The organism is Kitasatospora sp. NPDC023176 (genome assembly GCF_055560495.1).
In genome coordinates this window covers 1-18,307 of sequence record NZ_JBVHIP010000040.1, presented here as the reverse complement: position 1 = coordinate 18,307, position 18,307 = coordinate 1, and the positions used below count along the sequence as shown (strand labels likewise).

General features: G+C 69.7%; 19 protein-coding genes and 4 pseudogenes. 12 read left to right on the top strand and 11 right to left on the bottom strand.

Annotated elements, in window-relative coordinates:
- The first annotated feature begins 52 nt into the window (after nucleotides 1-52).
- Nucleotides 53-1,162 carry a molybdopterin-dependent oxidoreductase gene (locus ACZ3YL_RS35870; protein WP_465661665.1) on the top strand — a complete coding sequence of 370 codons (1,110 nt, stop codon included), beginning with the start codon at nucleotides 53-55 and terminating at the stop codon, nucleotides 1,160-1,162.
- On the top strand, nucleotides 1,162-1,596 hold the full coding sequence (locus ACZ3YL_RS35865; RefSeq protein ID WP_465661617.1) for a hypothetical protein: 435 nt from the start codon (nucleotides 1,162-1,164) through the stop codon (nucleotides 1,594-1,596). The genes ACZ3YL_RS35870 and ACZ3YL_RS35865 overlap by 1 nt, the downstream gene beginning before the upstream one ends.
- A gap of 166 nt (nucleotides 1,597-1,762) precedes the next feature.
- On the opposite strand, the gene ACZ3YL_RS35860 is transcribed toward ACZ3YL_RS35865, so the two are convergent.
- Nucleotides 1,763-1,909, bottom strand: a complete 147-nt coding sequence (locus tag ACZ3YL_RS35860; protein ID WP_465661615.1) for a hypothetical protein — start codon at nucleotides 1,907-1,909, stop codon at nucleotides 1,763-1,765.
- Between the two features lie 239 nt (nucleotides 1,910-2,148).
- Here ACZ3YL_RS35860 and ACZ3YL_RS35855 point away from each other — a divergent pair.
- A pseudogene (locus tag ACZ3YL_RS35855) lies at nucleotides 2,149-2,722 on the top strand (IS5 family transposase); the annotation flags it as partial.
- A 77-nt stretch (nucleotides 2,723-2,799) separates the two neighbouring features.
- Here ACZ3YL_RS35855 and ACZ3YL_RS35850 read toward each other — a convergent pair.
- Entirely contained in the window at nucleotides 2,800-3,225 is a 426-nt protein-coding gene (locus ACZ3YL_RS35850) for an ASCH domain-containing protein (protein WP_188308408.1), read from the bottom strand.
- Between the two features lie 720 nt (nucleotides 3,226-3,945).
- Here ACZ3YL_RS35850 and ACZ3YL_RS35845 point away from each other — a divergent pair.
- From ACZ3YL_RS35845 to ACZ3YL_RS35835, 3 genes are all read left to right on the top strand, one after another.
- The gene (locus ACZ3YL_RS35845; RefSeq protein ID WP_188304916.1) at nucleotides 3,946-4,428 is read left to right on the top strand and encodes a hypothetical protein; all 483 of its coding nucleotides are present in this window, start codon (nucleotides 3,946-3,948) and stop codon (nucleotides 4,426-4,428) included.
- 32 nt (nucleotides 4,429-4,460) lie between these two features.
- Complete coding sequence (locus tag ACZ3YL_RS35840) at nucleotides 4,461-5,516, top strand: hypothetical protein (protein WP_465661613.1); 1,056 nt, start codon at nucleotides 4,461-4,463, stop codon at nucleotides 5,514-5,516.
- 610 nt (nucleotides 5,517-6,126) lie between these two features.
- Nucleotides 6,127-6,558 (top strand): hypothetical protein, encoded by a 432-nt coding sequence (locus ACZ3YL_RS35835; protein ID WP_465661612.1) that lies wholly within the window; start codon nucleotides 6,127-6,129, stop codon nucleotides 6,556-6,558.
- A 67-nt stretch (nucleotides 6,559-6,625) separates the two neighbouring features.
- Here ACZ3YL_RS35835 and ACZ3YL_RS35830 read toward each other — a convergent pair.
- The 4 genes and pseudogenes from ACZ3YL_RS35830 to ACZ3YL_RS35815 all read right to left on the bottom strand — a co-directional run.
- A pseudogene (locus ACZ3YL_RS35830) lies at nucleotides 6,626-7,130 on the bottom strand (transposase); the annotation flags it as partial.
- A 341-nt stretch (nucleotides 7,131-7,471) separates the two neighbouring features.
- Nucleotides 7,472-8,227, bottom strand: a complete 756-nt coding sequence (locus ACZ3YL_RS35825) for a hypothetical protein (RefSeq protein WP_465661610.1) — start codon at nucleotides 8,225-8,227, stop codon at nucleotides 7,472-7,474.
- Between the two features lie 303 nt (nucleotides 8,228-8,530).
- The gene (locus tag ACZ3YL_RS35820) at nucleotides 8,531-8,989 is read right to left on the bottom strand and encodes a TnsA-like heteromeric transposase endonuclease subunit (RefSeq protein WP_465661608.1); all 459 of its coding nucleotides are present in this window, start codon (nucleotides 8,987-8,989) and stop codon (nucleotides 8,531-8,533) included.
- Nucleotides 8,990-9,270: 281 nt separating this feature from the next.
- Complete coding sequence (locus ACZ3YL_RS35815; protein ID WP_465661606.1) at nucleotides 9,271-10,242, bottom strand: SDR family NAD(P)-dependent oxidoreductase; 972 nt, start codon at nucleotides 10,240-10,242, stop codon at nucleotides 9,271-9,273.
- Nucleotides 10,243-10,308: 66 nt separating this feature from the next.
- On the opposite strand from ACZ3YL_RS35815, the gene ACZ3YL_RS35810 reads away from it, so the two are divergent.
- Nucleotides 10,309-10,881 (top strand): TetR/AcrR family transcriptional regulator, encoded by a 573-nt coding sequence (locus ACZ3YL_RS35810; protein ID WP_465661604.1) that lies wholly within the window; start codon nucleotides 10,309-10,311, stop codon nucleotides 10,879-10,881.
- Between the two features lie 400 nt (nucleotides 10,882-11,281).
- On the top strand, nucleotides 11,282-11,641 hold the full coding sequence (locus ACZ3YL_RS35805; RefSeq protein ID WP_223242277.1) for a hypothetical protein: 360 nt from the start codon (nucleotides 11,282-11,284) through the stop codon (nucleotides 11,639-11,641).
- A gap of 48 nt (nucleotides 11,642-11,689) precedes the next feature.
- Here ACZ3YL_RS35805 and ACZ3YL_RS35800 read toward each other — a convergent pair whose 3' ends face one another.
- Nucleotides 11,690-12,364: a hypothetical protein gene (locus ACZ3YL_RS35800; protein WP_465661602.1), complete on the bottom strand. Its 675-nt coding sequence runs from the start codon at nucleotides 12,362-12,364 to the stop codon at nucleotides 11,690-11,692.
- A gap of 25 nt (nucleotides 12,365-12,389) precedes the next feature.
- On the opposite strand from ACZ3YL_RS35800, the gene ACZ3YL_RS35795 reads away from it, so the two are divergent.
- Complete coding sequence (locus ACZ3YL_RS35795; protein WP_465661601.1) at nucleotides 12,390-12,698, top strand: hypothetical protein; 309 nt, start codon at nucleotides 12,390-12,392, stop codon at nucleotides 12,696-12,698.
- A 251-nt stretch (nucleotides 12,699-12,949) separates the two neighbouring features.
- On the opposite strand, the gene ACZ3YL_RS35790 is transcribed toward ACZ3YL_RS35795, so the two are convergent.
- Nucleotides 12,950-13,339: a hypothetical protein gene (locus ACZ3YL_RS35790; RefSeq protein ID WP_465661599.1), complete on the bottom strand. Its 390-nt coding sequence runs from the start codon at nucleotides 13,337-13,339 to the stop codon at nucleotides 12,950-12,952.
- Nucleotides 13,340-13,398: 59 nt separating this feature from the next.
- On the opposite strand from ACZ3YL_RS35790, the gene ACZ3YL_RS35785 reads away from it, so the two are divergent.
- Nucleotides 13,399-15,372 carry a hypothetical protein gene (locus ACZ3YL_RS35785; RefSeq protein WP_465661597.1) on the top strand — a complete coding sequence of 658 codons (1,974 nt, stop codon included), beginning with the start codon at nucleotides 13,399-13,401 and terminating at the stop codon, nucleotides 15,370-15,372.
- Nucleotides 15,373-15,516: 144 nt separating this feature from the next.
- Here ACZ3YL_RS35785 and ACZ3YL_RS35780 read toward each other — a convergent pair.
- The 3 genes and pseudogenes from ACZ3YL_RS35780 to ACZ3YL_RS35770 form a co-directional block, all read right to left on the bottom strand.
- Nucleotides 15,517-15,868 (bottom strand): annotated as a pseudogene (locus tag ACZ3YL_RS35780) (IS5/IS1182 family transposase); the annotation flags it as partial.
- 3 nt (nucleotides 15,869-15,871) lie between these two features.
- Entirely contained in the window at nucleotides 15,872-16,045 is a 174-nt protein-coding gene (locus tag ACZ3YL_RS35775; protein WP_465661595.1) for a hypothetical protein, read from the bottom strand.
- Between the two features lie 313 nt (nucleotides 16,046-16,358).
- Nucleotides 16,359-16,898 (bottom strand): GNAT family N-acetyltransferase, encoded by a 540-nt coding sequence (locus ACZ3YL_RS35770; RefSeq protein WP_465661593.1) that lies wholly within the window; start codon nucleotides 16,896-16,898, stop codon nucleotides 16,359-16,361.
- Nucleotides 16,899-17,249: 351 nt separating this feature from the next.
- On the opposite strand from ACZ3YL_RS35770, the pseudogene ACZ3YL_RS35765 reads away from it, so the two are divergent.
- Nucleotides 17,250-17,414 (top strand): annotated as a pseudogene (locus ACZ3YL_RS35765) (DEAD/DEAH box helicase family protein); the annotation flags it as partial.
- A gap of 74 nt (nucleotides 17,415-17,488) precedes the next feature.
- The gene (locus tag ACZ3YL_RS35760) at nucleotides 17,489-17,872 is read left to right on the top strand and encodes a hypothetical protein (protein WP_465661667.1); all 384 of its coding nucleotides are present in this window, start codon (nucleotides 17,489-17,491) and stop codon (nucleotides 17,870-17,872) included.
- The last annotated feature ends 435 nt before the right edge of the window (nucleotides 17,873-18,307 follow it).

Here is an 18,307-nt window from a genome sequence, read left to right as displayed (position 1 = left end):
CCCCGGCACTCGCCCCCGCTACGACCTCCAACTGCCGCCCCCGCCGCCGTTCCTGCGACGCGGACCGTTCCGCGACGGCGCGTTCCGCTCGCCGCTGCACGAGCCGCGTACCGCCGTCGTCATCGGCCGGTGGCTGGGCGCCGCGCTGATCGTCTGCTTCCTGACCGGCCTGACCAGCCATCTGCTCCAGAACCCGCCGCACTGGCTGGCCGGCCTCCTGCCCTCCCGCCCCGCGAACGGCTACCGGGTCACCCAGGGACTGCACGTGGTCAGCGGGATCGCCGCGATCCCGCTGGCCGGGGCCAAGCTGTGGACGGTCTACCCGCGGCTGTTCGAATGGCCTCCCGCGCGCAGCGTGCTGCACGCGCTCGAACGGCTGTCCATCGCCGTCCTGGTGGGCGCCACTCTCCTCGAGCTGTTCACCGGCCTGCTGAACACCCTGCAGTGGTACGTGTGGCCGTTCCCGTTCCGGCAGACCCACTTCTGGCTCGGCTGGCTCGCCATCGGCGGGCTGCTGGTCCACATCGCCGTCAAAGCCCCGCTCATCGCCCGGCACTGGAGAAGGCGGCGCGCGGCGCCGGTGACCGGGCGCCGGGCGTTCCTGACCTCGGTCACCGCCGCCGTGGGCGTGGTGACCCTCACCACGGCCGGGCAGGCCGTGCCCTGGCTGCGGGGGTTGGATCTGCTGGCCCCGCGCCGCCCCGATCTCGGCCCCCAGGGCCTGCCGGTCAACCGGACAGCCGCTCAGGCCGGGACGACCGACGTTCCCGCTGACTGGCGGCTCCAGGTCGAGGGCCCGGAGCCGTACCGGCTCACGCTCGCCGAGCTGAGCCGGCTGCCGCAGCACGATGTGGTGTTGCCCATCGCCTGCGTGGAGGGGTGGAGTGCGAGCGCCCGCTGGACCGGCGTCCGGGTGGCGGACCTGCTGGCGCGAGCCGGCGCACCGGCGGGCTCCGCCGTGCGCGTCACCTCGCTGGACGCCGGGCCGTACGGGGTCATGGTCATGCCCGCGCAGTACGTCGACGACCCGCTCACCCTGCTGGCTCTCCGGGTCAACGGCGAGGTCCTGGCCCCGGATCACGGCTTCCCGGCCCGGATCATCGCGCCTGACCGACCCGGCGTGCTGCAGACCAAGTGGGTCGCCAGAATCGAGGTGATCTGATGACCGCCTGGCTCCGCGGCGCCGTGCTGGCCGCCGGACTCGCCCTGACCGGCTTCGGCCTGTACGGGCTGCTGAACGACGTCCACATCACCGACCCGTGGGACGTACTGGCCTGGGTGGTGGGGGGCCTGGTGGTGCACGACGGCCTGTGGCTGCCGCTGCTGTGCCTGTTCGGCTCGTCCCTGGCACGAGGACCGGTCCTGCGCGGCTGGCTGATCGTCGCCGCATCCGTGACCGCGATCGCCCTGCCCGCCGTGCTGCGGGCCGGGGCCGACGACGCCAACCCGACGGTGCTGCCGCTGCCCTACCAGCGCAACTGGCTGCTCGTCCTGGCGGCCTCCGCTGTGCTCGCGCTGCTGGTCGCCCTCGTTCGACGATGGCGGCACCGGCCCGGGTCAGGAAGCGGCCGGGCACCGCGCGAAGACCCGTCGTAGGACCGTCCAGCACCCCCGGCGGCGGGTCGAGGACACCCGCCACGGAGCGGTCCGCCGTCCCCGCCGGCGTGAAGGCGGTGCGCGGCCGCGCCCCACACACGGGCCGCCCACCACTTGGTTCAACGTGGCCCGGCACCCTCGGGGTCCACCCGCCCGGTGCCGGGCCTCAGTGCGGCCGCGCGCCCGGTGGCAGGATCCGGGCGACCAGCCGCAGCGGTGGGCTGTGGCGGAAGGTGAGGGTGAAGCCCACCCACTGGCCGGGCCCCAGCGGGGGCGGGGCGGCGATCATCAGGTCGGCGTCCTCGGGGGACATCGCCAGTTCGCCCCGGGCGGGCACGGTAGGGCGGCGACCGGCTGATCCTCGCCCTCGCAGCCATCCACGCCGCCCGGCCCGGCGCGATCCGCTGCCTCCAGCTCGACGACCTCGACATCGGCGACCGCCGGCTCGTCATCGACGGCCGCGTCCGTCCCCTGGACGAGCTCACCCTGCAGGCCGTCCTCGCCTGGCTGGAGCACCGGCGACGCCGCTGGCCCGACACCGCCAACCCGCCCACGATCGCCCGCGCCCACCAGCACGCCGCCGGGGCGCGTAAAAGGGGGACCTGCAGAAGGAGCCTCCCGGTGGCGTCGACACCGAGCCCGACGACCACGGCCTCGGACGCTCGCGTGGCGGGCTGACCACCAAGGTGCACCTCGCGGTCGAGCAGGGACAGAAGCCGCTGTCCCTGCTCGTTACCGCGGCCAGCGGCACGACAGTCCGCAGTTCCAGCCCGTACCGGAAGGCATCCGGGTGCCCCGCGTCGGCCCGGGTCGACCGCGCACCAGACCGAACAAGGTCCGCGCCGATAAGGCGTACGGCTCTCGCGCGAACCGCGCCTACCTGCGCGGCCGAGGCGTCCCTTGCACGATCCCGGAGAAGTCCGACCAGGTCCGCAATCGCAAGAAGCTCGGCTCCCGAGGCGGCCGACCGCCCAAGTTCGACAAGGCCGACTACAAAGAGCGCCACGCGGTGGAATGCGGGATCAACCGGCTGAAGCGCCACCGAGCCGTAGCCACGAGAGATGACAAGCTCGCCGTCCGCCATGAGGCAACAGTGCTGGTCGCAGCCATCAACGAGTGGCTATGACCGACAGCCTTCCCAGCACCTCGCACGGCCCCGGCTGGCCCTCCCGGGCTCTTATTGAGTCGGATGCGGGTCACCGATCACGCGGGATCGTCAGGCTCGACCACCCGAAAGCGTTCGGCCACGACGAGCGTGTCGTCGTCAATGACGGGGATACGACCCAAGAACTCGCTCACGCCATCGCTCCGGAAGAACTCTTCGTGGGCTGCCCGCCACTGTGCCACGTCGGAGTAGCCGCGCCCCTCGGCTCGCGCGAAGTCGTCGTCGATCTCCTTCATGGGAACGACCCGTACGTCGACGAGCTCGATCGTGACGGCCGGACGACCCTCGGAGTCGAGCACCGAGAACCGCTGGCCGGTCTGCGGCACCGCCTCTCCGGCGTGCTCGTAGATCTCCAGGAGGCCCGTGAGCGCGGTCTTCTGACCGCTCAGGATTGCCGCGACGCCACGGTCACGTTCCGGACCGGGAAACGCGAGTTCAAGAGTCGGAAGGTCGTCATGTCCCATCAGGAGATGGTATGAAGCCCGGTCGCGATTGATCAATGGCTATCGCTCTGCTCACCCCGATACCCACAGCAAGCACTTTCACAACACGCCCTAATCGCCGCTGACCGACGGGTGCCGGGCCTTCCAGGCGCTGATCACCGGCTCGGCCAACCCCCACTGCTTGTCGGAGACAAACATTCGACCCGTCGGCCCGGCGGGGGCTGCCACCAGCCGCGCCCGGTGCCGCGTCCATCACCACGAGGACGTCCGGATCGCTGCTATGCCAGTGCCCGGCCGCGCGTAGATCAACAGTTCGTCGGATTGACCCCCGGGCCCGGGCGGGTCGATGCTCCGGGAATTCCCCACTCGGTTGAAATCACAATAACGTGCGCATCGGCAGCGGAAATGGTCCGCAGGACCATCAGCTCGCCAGGACGGCGGCAGGGATCCGGCCCCCTTTCACCACACTCCAAGACACAAACGCTCAGGAAAATACCCAGTCCGTTGAAATTGCGACTTGCAGCGATGGCGAGAGGCATCGGCGCAGGTCGAAGGCCGGTTCGAGGCAATCGGATGATTCCGGAGAATGTGGCATTACTTCCCGGAAATGCCGGGGAACTATTCGAATCGATCGGGAGCACATCGCTCCCACTCTTTCTCCTGGCATCTCAGTGAGGTAGAAGCATGCGTACTCGTAGGTACATAGCGTCCTCGGTGGCCGCTGGCGTTGTGGTGGCTCTGATGGCCGGTCCGGTTCCGGCGTTCGCCTCCGGCAGCGGCTCGACCCCGGTGACCATCCAGATCACGGCCGGCACGCTCGACATCACCGTGCCGACGAGCACGGCGAACCTGGGTCTGGTCAGCGTGAGCGGCAGCCCGCAGACCGTCAGCAGCCAGCTCGGAACGGTCTCGGTGACCGACGGGCGGGGCGGCACGGCGGGCTGGACCGTGGTCGCCAACGCGGTCGACTTCACCGGGCCGCAGAACATCTCGGTGTCCGCCGCCGGCTCCAGCAGCTACACCAGCCCCAGCGCCGCGGTCACGGGTACTGCCATCGTCACCAACACCAACCTGGCCCCGCTCTACCCGCCAGGTCCCGTCCAGGTCGCCACCGGCGTGTCCGGCATCAACAGCGCCACCTGGAACCCCACCATCTCCGTCACGCTGCCCGCCAACGCCCTTGCCGGGACCTACAGTTCGACGATCACCCACTCGGTCTCCTGATCAGGTCCGATCAGCAAAGGGGGATTTCCACCGTGCGCAGGCTCATTCCCGTATCGGTGCTCACGGCGAGCGTGTTCGCGGTGGGCGTCGGCACCGTCCGCCCCGCGGTCGGTGCTGGCGTCCTGCCCCAGGGGACGCCGGCCGACCAGGCCGGCAGTGTCGGCGTACGGCTGGTCGACATCCCCGCCGACCTGGCCGACGACCCACGGGCCCGGCAGTACGTCGTCGACAACCTGGCGCCGGGCACGACCGTGCACCGACGCATCGAGGTGACCAACAGGACCGCGTCCCCCCTGCGCGTCAGCGTGTACCCGGACGCAGCCGACATCTCGCACGGCGCCTTCGTGGGCGCCGCGGGGAAGACGGTGAGCGAACTCACCTCCTGGACCACCATGGAGAAGGACGACATCGACATTCCCTCCGGCGGCAGTGTCCGTGACACGGTGACCATCGCCGTCCCGAAGGACGCGCCTCCCGGCGAGAGGTACGGGGTCATCTGGGCACAGGTCGGCGACGAACACAGGAGCGGCGTCGCCCTGGTGAACCGCACCGGTATCCGCGTCTACCTCTCGGTGAACGGCGACAACCCCCCGGCAGCGAAGTTCAGCATCGACAGCATGACCGCCCAGCGCGACGCCACCGGGCGAGCGATCGTCCTGGCGCAGGTCCACAACACCGGCGGTCGGGCCCTCGACCTGACCGGCACGCTGAAACTGTCCCAGGTGAAGGGACGACTCAACGCCGGCCCCTACGCCGTTGACCTGGGCACCAGCTTGGCTCCGGGTCAGTCCGAACCGGTGGAGGCAGTCGTGACCGACCCGGTCGAGGACGGGCCCTGGAATGCCACCTTCGAGCTCAAGAGCGGACTCCTCGACGAGACGTACCACGCCGTGATCACCTTTCCGCACGCCTCAGGCGCCGGCCCTGCCGTCAAGGCGCAGCTCGACACGACCTCCACCCGCCTGCCACGCCTCACCGTCGCGCTGATCGGCCTCGCCGGCCTGCTCACCGCGGTCCTCGTCGCCTTCGTCGCCCGCGCCAGGCGGTTGAGGCGTCGAGCAGCCCGGTGGCCGGAGCGACGGCGCTGAGGAGGGGGCTGTCAGGACCCCGCCCTGGCCCGCTACGGCGGCACGACCGTCGGCCAGCTCGCCGATCTGCCCCCGGCCACCATCCAACGCATCGCCGGTACCAGCACCGGCCGCCTCCTCCACCAGGGCGCCCACGGCAACGACCCGCGCCGCATCGCCCCCAGCGGACCACCCGTCAGCATCGCCGCCCACAGGAGCTTCGAACGCGACACCGTAGACCCCGACGTGCTCTGACCGCATGGGTTCACGGGGTTGAGGCGGGCGATTGACGGTGCATCAGGAACCAGCCCCTGGCGGTCCGCGGTGCTGGACGGCGAGCGGTTGGGAGCGACGTTCAAGGGATGGCGGGCATCGGAATCTCTGGCGGGTGACAAGTCGCCCTCTGGTAGCTTCACCTCAGTATCGAAGTACCGCTCCCGCCCCCTTAACGTGCCGTGATCCGTCCCTCACGGGAGGCACACCGTCATGACTCCACCCGCCGCAGCCGCGCCGCCTCCGCCAGGAGGCACACGTGTGCGGACCACGATCCGTCCCACGGTCTGCGGTATGGAGGCGGCGATCCTCCGGGAGCGGTCGTCGTCGTCATCGGCCGCCGGCAGGGCGTCGGCCGATGAGCGCCGTCGGAGAGCTGCCGCACCAGCGGTACGTGGAGGCGGTTGCCCGAGCGGACGGACCCACCAGCCCGTACGTGCCGCACGAATGGTCCACCAGGCAAGGGCCTGACGGGCTGCTGTCGGCCACCTTGCGCTACACCACGGCGTGGCCGCACGGGCTGGAGTTCTGGTGGGACCAGCGCGAGGGCTGGCGGTACGTGTGGATGATTGCGGACGGCCGCAACGTCGTACATGGTCCCGAGCCGCTGCCCGTGCCGATCCTGGCCTCCCCCGCCGCCGTCATCGGGGTACTGTCCGTCCTGCTGGCCGACCCCGACTACCAACTGCCCATCCAGTACGAGCTCTGGGAGCACGCCACGGACCTGGCCACCGCGCTGGGTCTGGACCTGACCGCCGACCTCAGCCGCCTTGCGCGCTTCACGGACTGACGGCGCGGTCAGCCGGTCCGCGTCCATTGAGGCTCAGTGCCAGCAGGGCTCCGGGTGTCCTGGCGGGTCAGGCTGCGTCGGTGAGCGGGCGGCCTCCCCAGCGCAGGCCCTTCTCGCTGCGGATGCGCGCGCGTTCGCGGCGTTGGGCGGCGAGCACGTCGGGGTGGCGGGCGTTGGCGTTGCGCCAACGCAGGGATTGGTGCAGTTCACGGGTCTGGACTGTGTGGTTGGGGTGGTTGGGGTTGGCGAGGGTGAACGGCCGCAGCGGTCCGAAGTGCGCCTCGATCGGGTTCGCCCAGGACGCGTTGGTCGGGGTGAAGCAGAGGTGGACCTTGTGGTCGGTGGCCCAGCGGCGGATCTTCTTCCCGTTGTGGGGCGGAGAGGTTGTCCAGGATCACGTAGACCGGGGCGCCGTCGGGGCGGACTGCCCGGATCGAGCGGAGCGCGGCCAGGGTGTTCAAGATGCCCTTGCGCCGGCGGTTGACGACCCACAGGGTGTCGTCGCCGGTGGAGTAGCAGCTGTGTAAGTAGGTGACGCCATGGGTGCGGTGGTATGTCGCCGGCAGCCGGTCGTGCGTCCAGGCGGGATGCCCGGCGTAGCGGGCCCGGCGCCACTTCTGAAACACGCCCTAGCTGGGGCTGGTGGGCGTACTCGGCGCGGAAGACCTCGCGGAGGCGGTCGGTCTCGGTGTCGAGCTTGCGGCTGCGTCCCGCCCGCTTGAGGGGGGCGGCGATCTGGGCGCGGGTCAGGCGCGCGGCGCGGGCCGGGGCCGGCCGCCAGACGCAGGAGTTCCCCGGCCTCGGGTCGGCAGAGGCCGTTCTGCCAGGACGCGAAGGCGTCGAGGGCGGCGGGATATGTCCCGCTGTTTCCCGCTCTGGGGTGCCCGGGCATGGAAGAGTGAAGGGCGCGGTGTCAGCCGCCAGCAGCGCGGTACGTCTGCACGGCTGCGGCGAGGATCTTCTCCGTGTCGGACGGCGGTTTCTTGTCCGCGACCTGCTGCACCATGAGGATCACATCCCCCATGCGGACGAAAGCGGTTTCTCCGACGAACGGTTTCGGGTCACCGGGGTGGGTCCACGTGGTGCGGAGCAACAGGCTGTCGTCCGCCGAAATCTCGGCCGCCGTGGCGGACGCCGTCTCCTGGGTCTGCCCACCGTCCAGGCTCGTGGTGGTGTAAGAGGCGCAGCGTTGGACGGCGCCGCGAATCGAGGCCATGACCGCGGCCGCCTGCTCGGGTGCGTACCGGTCGAGCGACTCCTGACCCAACCAGCCCATGTCCTCGTCGCCGACCGGTGTCCGCTCCAACCCCACCGCCACGTCCTCCGCGGGTAGGGCGTGAGTCGTCATGAAGGACTCGACACCGAGTTCGGAGCAGGGCATCGACGCAATGGGGATCGTCGACGGGGTGTGCGGAGCACCGGTCGTCGTCGAGTTGACGTCCTCCGTGAGGAGCTGGAAACCCTGCGGCAGCTGGTCCCGTGTCAGTAGGCCATCGCGGAGCCGCTCCAGGGGCACCCGACTGGAAACAGCGGCTGTCCCCGGACCGGCCGGCGGGTCGACTGAACAGGCCGACCCGCCGAGAACCGCCAGAACGACCCCAACCACCGCGCGATGACGCGCGCGCACTGATCCACCCCCAGGATTCATGATCGCGTCGTACTCTCCCACACAGGCAGTTTCGGGCACTGACGCCCCCGGGCAGGTACGTAGCTGTGTCCGGCCCGCCGGCTGCCGGTGAGTTTCGCCCCGCACGGCTGGTGAGTTGCGCGTCGCCGAAACTCCCCGTCGCAGGCCATGGGCGCGACTGCGATCCGTGGAGCAGTCGCAATCGCACTTGGGTCCGGCCGCTGGTCGCGTGCTGCGATTTGTCCGGTCTCACTGATTCACGGCGGACGCGGCTATGTCGAGCTGCGGATTGCCAGGTTTGGTGAGACGGATTGGGGATGTCGAGCTCAGGGATCATGGCACTTCTTAGCTGGCGCCACCTGGCATGCCGGGGACGGCGATAGCCGGCCAGGCACCGGATGTTGGCCTACAGGGCCGGCTCCACGGCTCCGGCCACCTGGTAGGACGAGCCGATCTCGCGGCAAGCCCGTTCCGTCGCCGCGAATGCCTCCGCGTCCCGCGGCTTGATCCGGTTCGGCGGACGGCAGTCGACCACCGGCCCCGAGCCGTCGGCACGGCGGGAGAACCAGTCCGGCGCGCGTGTGATCTCCGCTTCCCGCCCTCCTGCCAGAACAGCCACAATGGCTGCGACGCGAAGCCGGTGACCTGCTGGTCGAAGTCCAGCGGCATCGCGTGGTCGCGCTCCAGCCACGACTCGTAGCCGATGTGCCGACCGGACGTCGAAGACCACCACAGCCCGGGATGGTTGCGCTGCCCTCGCCAGGAGGGAAACGACCGTACCGGCCGTCCATCCTCGAACCGCACCCGGCAGCGTCAGCCAACGCCACGCGGTGTTCGCCGCCGTCCCGGTCGACATGCGCGACCTCGAACCCCCGCACTACCGCTGGGGCCCCAGCGGCAACACTCCGAGCAACCGTCACGCCACCACGATGATTCAGACGCAGAGGCCCCTGTCCGCCAACTTCGCCAACTTCACCGACACGAGTGGCGCACGCCTGCTGTCCCCGCAACTGATCTGCGGAATCCTGGGCGGCCGGCTTGTCGCCGTCCGGAGGGCGGGCGCGCGGTGCCGTGGCGTCGGGAGATCAGGTGCTGAGCAGGTCGGTCGAGACCGCCCAGAGGCGCTTGGCGAGAGCGGGATCGAGTGCCCACTCCTTGACGCCGTGCGGATGTTGCGCGAGGTCGGCGTCGTTCGCCACGGTGTAGGCCTCCTGCGAGTCATCGAGGTAGTGGCCTCCGGAGTGGGCGAACTGCGAGGCGACGGCCGCGACCATCGTGGTGGCGGCTCCCTGCTGGAGCGTCTTGTACGTGAAGACTCCGGCGGCCTCGGCCGCATCGAGTGAGCGCTTCTGTTGCGCGGTGAAGTTCCGCTGCAGACCCGTCGCGACACCACCGGGATTCACCGCATTGGCGACGATGCCATCGGACGCCCACAGGCGGGTCGCCTCCACGGCGAACAGGGAGTTCGCCGTCTTCGACTGGGCGTAGGCGATCTGCGGATCGTAGCGGCGCCGCTCGAAGTGGAGGTCGTCGAAGTCGATGCAGGAACGCATGTGCGCCGTCGAACTGACCGAGACGATCCGTGCCCCGTCGCGCTCGGACGCTCCGAGGGCCAAGGCGTCGTGCAGGCCGACGGCGAGGGCGAGATGACCCAGGTGGTTTGTCGCGAACTGCAACTCCCAACCTTCGCGGGTTCGTTCGAGGCCGCCCGTCACCACGCCCGCGTTGTTGATCAGCAGATGAAGCGGGCCGCTCCACGCCTCGACGAAGGACGCGACGCTGGCCCTGTCGGCGAGGTCCAGCCGGACAACCCGTGGGCGGATCCGTCCGGTCGAGCTCTCGATCGTTGTGGCGACGGCGTCACCCGCGGCCGTGTTCCGCACGGCGAGTGTCACCCGTGCCCCGGCCGCGGTCAACGCGCGAGCCGTCTCGACCCCGATTCCGGAGGAGGCTCCCGTCACGATCGCCCGGACACCGGTGAGGTCAACGTCCTGCACCACCTCGGCGGCCGTGGTGGCGGCGGTGAAGGACGTGGCGAGAGGTTCGCGAGCTGCCATGGTGCCGATGCTATACACACTTGACTGAAGTTGTATAGCGAGACTCCCGCCCTCTACGATCGCCCCATGAACAGCCCCGAGGCCGGCCCCCTGGCATCGCCGACCGCCGAGACCGACCGTCGGACCACGGTTTTGGACTCCGCCCTGGCCACGTTCGCTCGATTCGGCTACCGGAAGACCTCGATGGAGGAAGTGGCGCGGGCGGCACACATCTCCCGCCCAGGGCTCTACTTCCTCTTCTCCTCGAAGGAGGCCCTGTTCCGCGCTGCGGTCACCCAGGCCTTGGAACGCGACATCGCGGCGGTCGAACACGTCCTGAGCGATGTCGACCGCCCGCTTCCGCAACGTCTCCTCGAAGCCTTCGACCGATGGGCGGGCCGCTACGTCGGCCCGATGGCCCGCGATGTCGCCGTGGTCGTCGAGGACAACCCCGACCTCCTTGGAGAGATCGCACAGACCGCTCCACGGCGTTTCGAGGAGCTGATCACGGATGCGATCGCCGTCGACTCAGGCCAGAAGCGGGCCGCCCTCGTAGCGCAGACGATGATCAGCACATCGATCGGCCTCAAGCACCAGGCCCAGTCGCGGGAGTTCTACCTCGAACGCCTGAAGGTCGCCATCGCACTCCTGGTGAACTGAAGACAAGCGGCACGCCGCACACCCGGAGTTGGCACCTACGGTCCTAGCGAACACTCGGCCGACGGTGGCAGGAGCGACGAGAACGCCGCCTGCGAAGCGACACCAAACTGCCTGGGCGAGGCAAAAGCTCGCACGCGGCACACGATGCGGTGAGATCCCGAGAACACGGATGAGACCGAGTGAGAATCCACCATCTGCGGTGCGACAGGACGCGCCCCTACTGGTGGCGAGCGCACTGGCTGGCGACCTTGGTGACAGTTTGCGTGGCGATGTGACAACTATCGTGGCTCGGTGTCCTGTGACACCGAACCTTAAGCGTGTGCCATCGAAGGCTGATCGGGCGGGTATCTACGGGGGTGAGTAGGTCTGGTAGTTGCCTTGCAAAGGATGAGGCCGCTGCGTGGGCTACGTCTGTCCCGGTGCCCGGCCATCAGCAGACGGCGGCGACCGCGGCAGAGGTGTCGTCCAGGTCGGTCATCGCCCAGGAGAAGTCGGCCGGGTCCTCGGGCTGATCGGCAACAGCGGCAACTCCACCACGCCGCACCTGCACTTCCGGGTGACGACCACAGCCGAGTTCTTCCCGACCGACAGCCCGCCGTTCACCTTCCAGCGGTTCCGCGTCCTCGGACAGGTCGAACCCCGGATCTGGGACGACAACCTGGGCCGGCAGCCGACCGGCGTCCTGCCGATCACGCCCTCGCCGTACGAGGGCCTCCACCGTGCGCAGTATCCGCTCGACCGCGAGGTCCTGGACTTCTGACCGGGCTCCGGCCGCATCCCGCTCCGGCCCGGGGACGCATCAGGCGGCTCAGAGGGTGTCGGTCGCCGCGAACTCCCCTGCCAGGCCTGCGCGGGCCAGCGCCCGGACGATGGCCGGCCGGTCCAGCGGATCGTCGTTGCCGTTGGTCTGCCCCAGGCGTTCCAGCAGCCTCTGCGGCTCCAGCCGGTACGCCTCCGCGTCGGCCAGGAGGCTGTCCGCGCTCTGCCCGTCGATCGTGTCGTCCAGGTGGTTCGTCAGATCGCCCAGCACCTCGCTTCGGTCGATGAAGGAGCTCATACCGCAGTCCAGGCCGTCGTCGTCAAGGCCGTCCGGGTACGGCGCCCGGGCCCAGGCGCCGTTCTCGTACCAGTAGACGCAGCCGATCTCGTGCCCTGCGAGCCGGTCCCGCAGTGCCTCGTAGGGCAGCCAGTCCGGGCCGCCCGCCAGCACGTCGATCGCCGGCTCGTACCACTTGACGTCGCCCGCCTCGTCCTCGCCGTAGAGCACGAACCGGCCCTCGCCCGCCTTGGACATGACCCACCAAGTGCAACCGCAGTCGTCCCAGTGCAGACCCTCGTCATCGATCCACCGGCCGGTCCGGTAGCGCGGCGGGCGCTCCTCGTCCTCGGTGGTCGCCTCAAGGGCGGCGAGCAGCGCCCAGCGTGCCCACAGCTCCTCGGCCGGCGGAAGGTCCTCCGGCAGTCCGGGCCGGTGAACGGTCATGTGTGCCCCCTTGTGCGTTCGGACGGTGATCTCCGCCAACGATACGGTCCGCCGCCGACAGGGCCGCCCACGAGGTCGACCGGCTCCGAAAAGCACGGCGACCTGCCCCGGCCCGCGCCGCTCGGCCCATGCCGCGTTCAGCCCCGACGGGCATACTCTCCTCATCGACAAGGCCGGTGACGTCTACAGCGGGGAAAAGGGCCGGGCCTACCTCATCGACCCCGACATCGACCGGGTCACCGCCCGCCTCTGCGACCTGGTCGGCGCCACCATCACCGCCGATCAATGGCACCGCTACTTCCCCGGCACGCCGTACCGCCCGCCGTGCAGGTGACGGCGGGCGGCGGACCGCCTCTACCTGAGAGGCCGGAGCAGGCGGTACAGGTGTCAGGCGCTCATGGCTTCAGGGTTTACTGGCGGTGAGGTCGGCGTCGACGCGCGTGCGGCGCCGCGTCCCCCAGAGCTGCTCTTCTTCGAACTCGCCTACGACTGAGGGCTTGGCGGGCACACGTTGGCGGCCAGTGCCCCACGGCCGCTGTCATTCGACTGGGAAACGATCATGTGGAGCATGGGAACAGGCTCCGTTCAGCGCTTGAGTAGGCCCTGATCAGGGAGTTTCGTTGGTGTCCCCTGCGCGAGGAACCGACCCTGGCCGAACTGGAGGCTCTGCTCAAGATCCCGGTCGACCGGCTGCTGGGTGCCCGCGACGCCGACGCGCTCGCCCGAGCGAACGAGCGTCGTCAGCGGCTGCTCGACGGCATCGAGGTGGCGTACGAGATCGTCACCGACGACATGATCGAGGAACGACTCGACCGCCCGACGGGTCTTGCGTCCCTGCTCCGCCGTGCGGCTGAACTCGGTTTTCTGGCGTTGTCTCTGGGGGTGGGGTGGCGTGAGACTGGCCCGGGAGCCGGGTCTTCGCCTGGTTTGCGGTCGGACGGCTGAGGAGAGGTTCCGCTTGCTGCGGGTGCCCACTCTCGGCGCCGCGAGGACGAAGGGCTGGCAGCATGGGGTCGGCGGATGATCACGCGTCGGTGCGCGATGTCGCGGGAGGGGTACGGGACCTGCTGCGTGACACGGGGGCGTACGCGGACAACAAGTGGCGCCGTGGCCTGCGGCAGGGCAGGCAGAACAATGTGCTGTTCGGGGTGGCGCTGCGTGCCGCGGAACGGCGCGGGCTGGGATATGGGCTGACCGAGCTGGAGGAGTCCGTGCTGGACATCCTGGGCGCGGTGCTGACCGACCAGGAGATCGCAGCGGCGGGGTCGGAGTACCGGGCGACGGTGAGGGACCTGGGCGAGGTGCCGTTGCTGCCGCCCGTGGTCACGGCCAAGCCGGTGGCTGAGGGCTTCGGGCTCGCCGATCTGATCGCGCACCTGCCCGCGATGCGCCAGGAGAATGCGGGCCGGGCGAACTGCGCGCAGGTCGACCTTGCCGCGGTGGCGGCGGGCCAGCCGGTCGACAGCACCGCCTTCACCGCGGCCCTGGGCGATGTCGGATTCGGCGTCACGGCGTTGACCGGCCCACCGCCGGCCGACCCCGACCGGCTCAATCCGACCTACAAGGCGACGTTCCAGTTCGAGAGCTTCACCTGCAGGCGTGCGGTCGGCGACCAGGGGGGTGGCCGCGACGAAATCTACTTCACGGCCGCCGCACGGTCGGACAAGACCACCGGGGGTACCTACCAGTCGCTGGAGTTCGGTGCGGTCGTGGAGGGCGACACCCGCACGTTCCGTGCGGACAGGAAGTTGGTCTTCGAAGGCCCCGCCGGGGAGTTCGTGGTCATGCTCGTCCAGGTGTGGGAGGCCGACCAGAGCCCCTCCGAGTGGTACGACAAGCTCTTCACGGTCCTGGAAGCGTGGCTGAACCGACCCATCTGGGTCGAACTCACTTTGACCATCCTCAAGGGCATCACCGGCGTCGGCGGGGAGATCATCGATGCCGTCGAAACGGTCCTCCAGATCTTCGTCAGCCTCAAAGAGGTACTCAGGGACCTGTTCCAGAACGGTGACGACCTGTCCTGCGAGCGGATGTTCGTCTTCGACCGCCATGCCCTGGTGACGCTGTACAACCGCAAGGACGCCGTCTGGGAGTTCAACGGCGACGGCCACCACAGCCTGCAGGTCAAGTACACCGGCGACCGGCCGGTCTTCCCCTTCGGCGCCTTGGAGTACGTCACCTGGGACCCCGTCCGCTCCACCTGGAGCGCCCCGGTCACGCTCGGCTGGGAGAGCTCTTCACCGGCGGAGCTGTGCTCGTTCCAAGGCAAGCTCCACTGCATGTACATCCGCCACGGCGACCGGGCGGTGATGTGGAGTGTGCTGGAGGACGGCGTCTGGCGGGTACCCGTCCAGGTGAGCAACAACTGGAGGAGCGACTACAGGCCCGCCCTGGCCGAGCACAACGGAAAGCTGCACGCTGTCGTCGTCGCGCTGGAGGGCTACCTGGTCACCAGCCACCTCAACGGCAACAGTTGGCCCGCCGTTGACGTGAAGGCAGAATCCGAGGATGCCCCCTGCCTGGTGCGCGTGGATACCAAACTGCGGTGCCTGTACAGGCAACCCCCCGGAAGTCTCTGGGAGGTCTTGTACCTGAACTTCGACGACTCCAACGGAACATGGCTGCACACCGGTCAGGGGACAGGCATCAAAACCCACGACCAGATGGGTGCGACCGATCGCCTTGGCCACATGGTCGTAGCCTTCCGCGACAGCCAGCAGAGCGGTAAACTCCGCCTGCTCTACAAGGACCTAGCCGGAGGGGAGTCCACCCCTCAGCCGATCCCCTCGGGCTGGAGCACTCCAGACGGACCCGCAATCGCAACAAACGCGAACAACACCCTCTGGTTGGCGGTCCGCGGGGGCGACGGGAGGATCGTCGCCGCACAAACCAATGGGGATGGGGGGTACTGGTACAACCGGCACGATGTCACCCACGAGCCTGTCATGGCCGGCCAGCCCACCCTCGCCCCCCACAACGGCGTGATGCACCTGATGTACCGCCGCTGACCAGTACCTCCGGGGCGCGTGATGCACCCATCGGTGCCCCGGCTGGCACGAACCGTGATCGCCTGGCCGTCTCGGGCAGCGGCGAACGAGTCCTGCGCTGGCTCGCGGGCGTCCTTCGCCTGATAGGGGATCCACCCGTCCGCGCTAGGGCCTGTCTGACAAATGATCACCTGACGGGCTCACGGAGCCAGAGAACCAGGGACGCCAGGACGACTCCGGCGCGGTAGCGGTCGGCGAGCTCGTCGAACGTGGTCGCGATCGCGCGGAACTGCTTGAGGCGTACGAATCATCGTTCGACCACGTTGCGGTCGCGGTAGACCACTTTGTCGAAGGCGGGCGGTCGGCCGCCGAGGCGCCCCCGGCGTCGGCGGTTGGCCTCCTGGTCACGGCGCTCGGGGATCGTGGCAGCGATGCCCCGGAGACGCCCGCCAGATCCGACGTGGTGGGCCGACGAGCGGTCACCCGAGGTAGCGTCATGGCCGGCCACCTCGCGCGGCGCCTACAGCTCGGTCCACCAGCACGCCCGCCCGCCCCGGCCGCCGAGCGGGTGCCAGACCGGTGCGGACGGGCCGCGCTGGACCAGGTCCTCGATCCGGGCGGCGTCGGCCGGGACGGCGGTGAGCAGCTCGGCGGTGGCCGGGTTCTCCTCGGCGGCCAGGCGCAGGTCCGCCACCGCGCCGCGCACCCCGGCGGCCGCCGTGCCGACCAGGACGACCAGCAGCTGCGGGAAGGATCGCCAGCGCCGCTCCCACGCCCGGCCCCGGCCACCCGGGCCCGACTGCTCCCCAGGGCGGCGCAGGCCGCCAGCTGCGCCGCGGTCTCCTCGGCGCCGACCCCGGGGCGGTGCCGTTCGACGAACGCCCGCAGCCGGTGCCGCTCCTCGCCGGTCCCTGCGGTGTACGCGAGCTCGGCGGTGGGCCGGTACACCCCACCGCCGGCGACCGACTGCTCCGAGTCCTCTTCTTGCAAGAGGGGTGCTTCTGGCTTCAGGGCCGGTAGATGCACTCCGTGAGCGTTGCGTGCTTCTTCCAGCCCAGCGTCTCATACAGCGCGCGCCCGGCGGCCGTTGCGCCGAGAACGCCGAGAACGGCGCCCTCCCGCACGGCGTGGTCGGCGAGCGAACGCATCACGAAGCCGCCCAGTCCGCGCCGCCGGTGGGTCTCCTCTGTCACCACCCGGTCCACGACCACGGCCTCCCCAAGGGCGGCCATCTGTCCCTTGGCAGCCTGCTCGCCTGCCGCATCCAGCACCCGGATGCAGGTGACGGCTCCTATGGTCTCGACAGTCGTGGTGTACCCGTCGGGTGGGGCCGGATGTGTGGCCGTCAGGTCAACGGCCATCAGATGTCCGGTCTCCTTCCAAGCCACCACCCATCCACGGGGCAGCCAGGGTTCGATCTCCTCCGGTTCCGCGGGCATCTTCATCCAGGTCCGCGGTGCGGACACGGAGGCAGCGGCGCTGCGGACCAATGTCTCCTTGGCCTCGGGGAGAACATGACGCCCCACTTCGTCGGGGTTGTCGGCCACCTCGATGTAGTACCCCCAGAGCTTCTCGACCGGCGGGGGCGTCCGTCGGGACACTGCCCAGCCCGCCACCCAAGTCCTGACTATGTCCCCAGCCATCAAGCCCTCCCGAAGCTGTGACCCCACCATCGGCAATGTAATAGCCATTACTGCAGGGCACATATTACGTCACCTGAGGCCGACGGCACCTGCTTCAGCCGACGCTCAACTCGCCAACTGAAGTGCTCAGTCACAGCGGACCCGGTACCACCCCACCCCAGCGAGGAGACACTCCGCCGTGGACACCACGACCACCGCCGCCGGCCTGGCCGCCGCCAAGGCCGCGTCCCGTCCCAGCAGGCCGTCGGCGCGCCGGTGAACCCGTTGCCGCTGCACTGGTTCCAGAAGGATGCCGTCGCCGCCGCCGTGAAGGCCACCAAGACGGGCGGCCGGGCGACGGTGGTCGCTGCGACCGGATCCGGCAAGACCCTGATCGCGGCCGGGTGTGCCCGGCGTCTGGCGGTGGGGGGCCGGGTGTTGGTGTTGGTGCCGATCCCGCCGGTACGGACGGTGCCGACAGCGAGGGTGCGCAGCAGCTGCCCGCCCTGTGCTCGATGGACGACGAGACGATCTACGGCCCCACCGTCTACACCTGGACCCTCGGGCAGGGCAGCGAGCACGGCTTCCTCGCCGACTACCGCGTCCTGGTCCCCATCGTCACCGACGAAGACCTGCGCGACCTGCTCAACCTCCCGGCCGTCGCCGACCTGCGCTCCCAGCGCCCCAACGAGGACCTGCTGCGCCTGGCCCTGCAGCTTGCGGTGCTGCGCGCGGTCGCCGATCTGGACCTGCGACGGGTGATCACGTTCTACTCCCGGGTGTCGGGGGCGCGGGAGTTCGCCGCCGACCTGCCGGCGGCCTCGGAGCAGGAGGTCGACGGCGTCGGTTGTCGTGGGTGTCCACGACGGGCTCCGGTTCGTGTCGGTCCCGGCCGGTGAGGGGCGGAAGGCTGCCCGCGCAGGCTGATGGCGGGCCCTCACTGATCATCACGATTCGAGCGTGAGGGGCCCGGCCAATCCGCCGTCGCGGCGGGACCTAGCGGGTCACACAGGCGGCGTGAGCTGGCACACGACGACGAGCTCCAAGCGGGGGACGACGTAGTAGGCGAGCAGGCCGCCGGCGACGTCGAGGTAGCGCATCGGCTCGCCGCTGCCCTGCTAGGAGGTGCCGTACAGGTAGAGCGCTTCGGCGGCGCGGACGAGTTCGGCGGCCTGCTCCTCGACAACGGTGAGGAAGCCGCCCGGGCATCCGGCAGTGACGTGCTGCTCGCTGGGGAGGGGTTCGCCGACACTGCCGATAGCAGGGAAACACCACGAGGGCCTGTGCCCGCACGAACGTGCGGGCACAGGCCCTCGTGGTCACCTCGGTGGCCC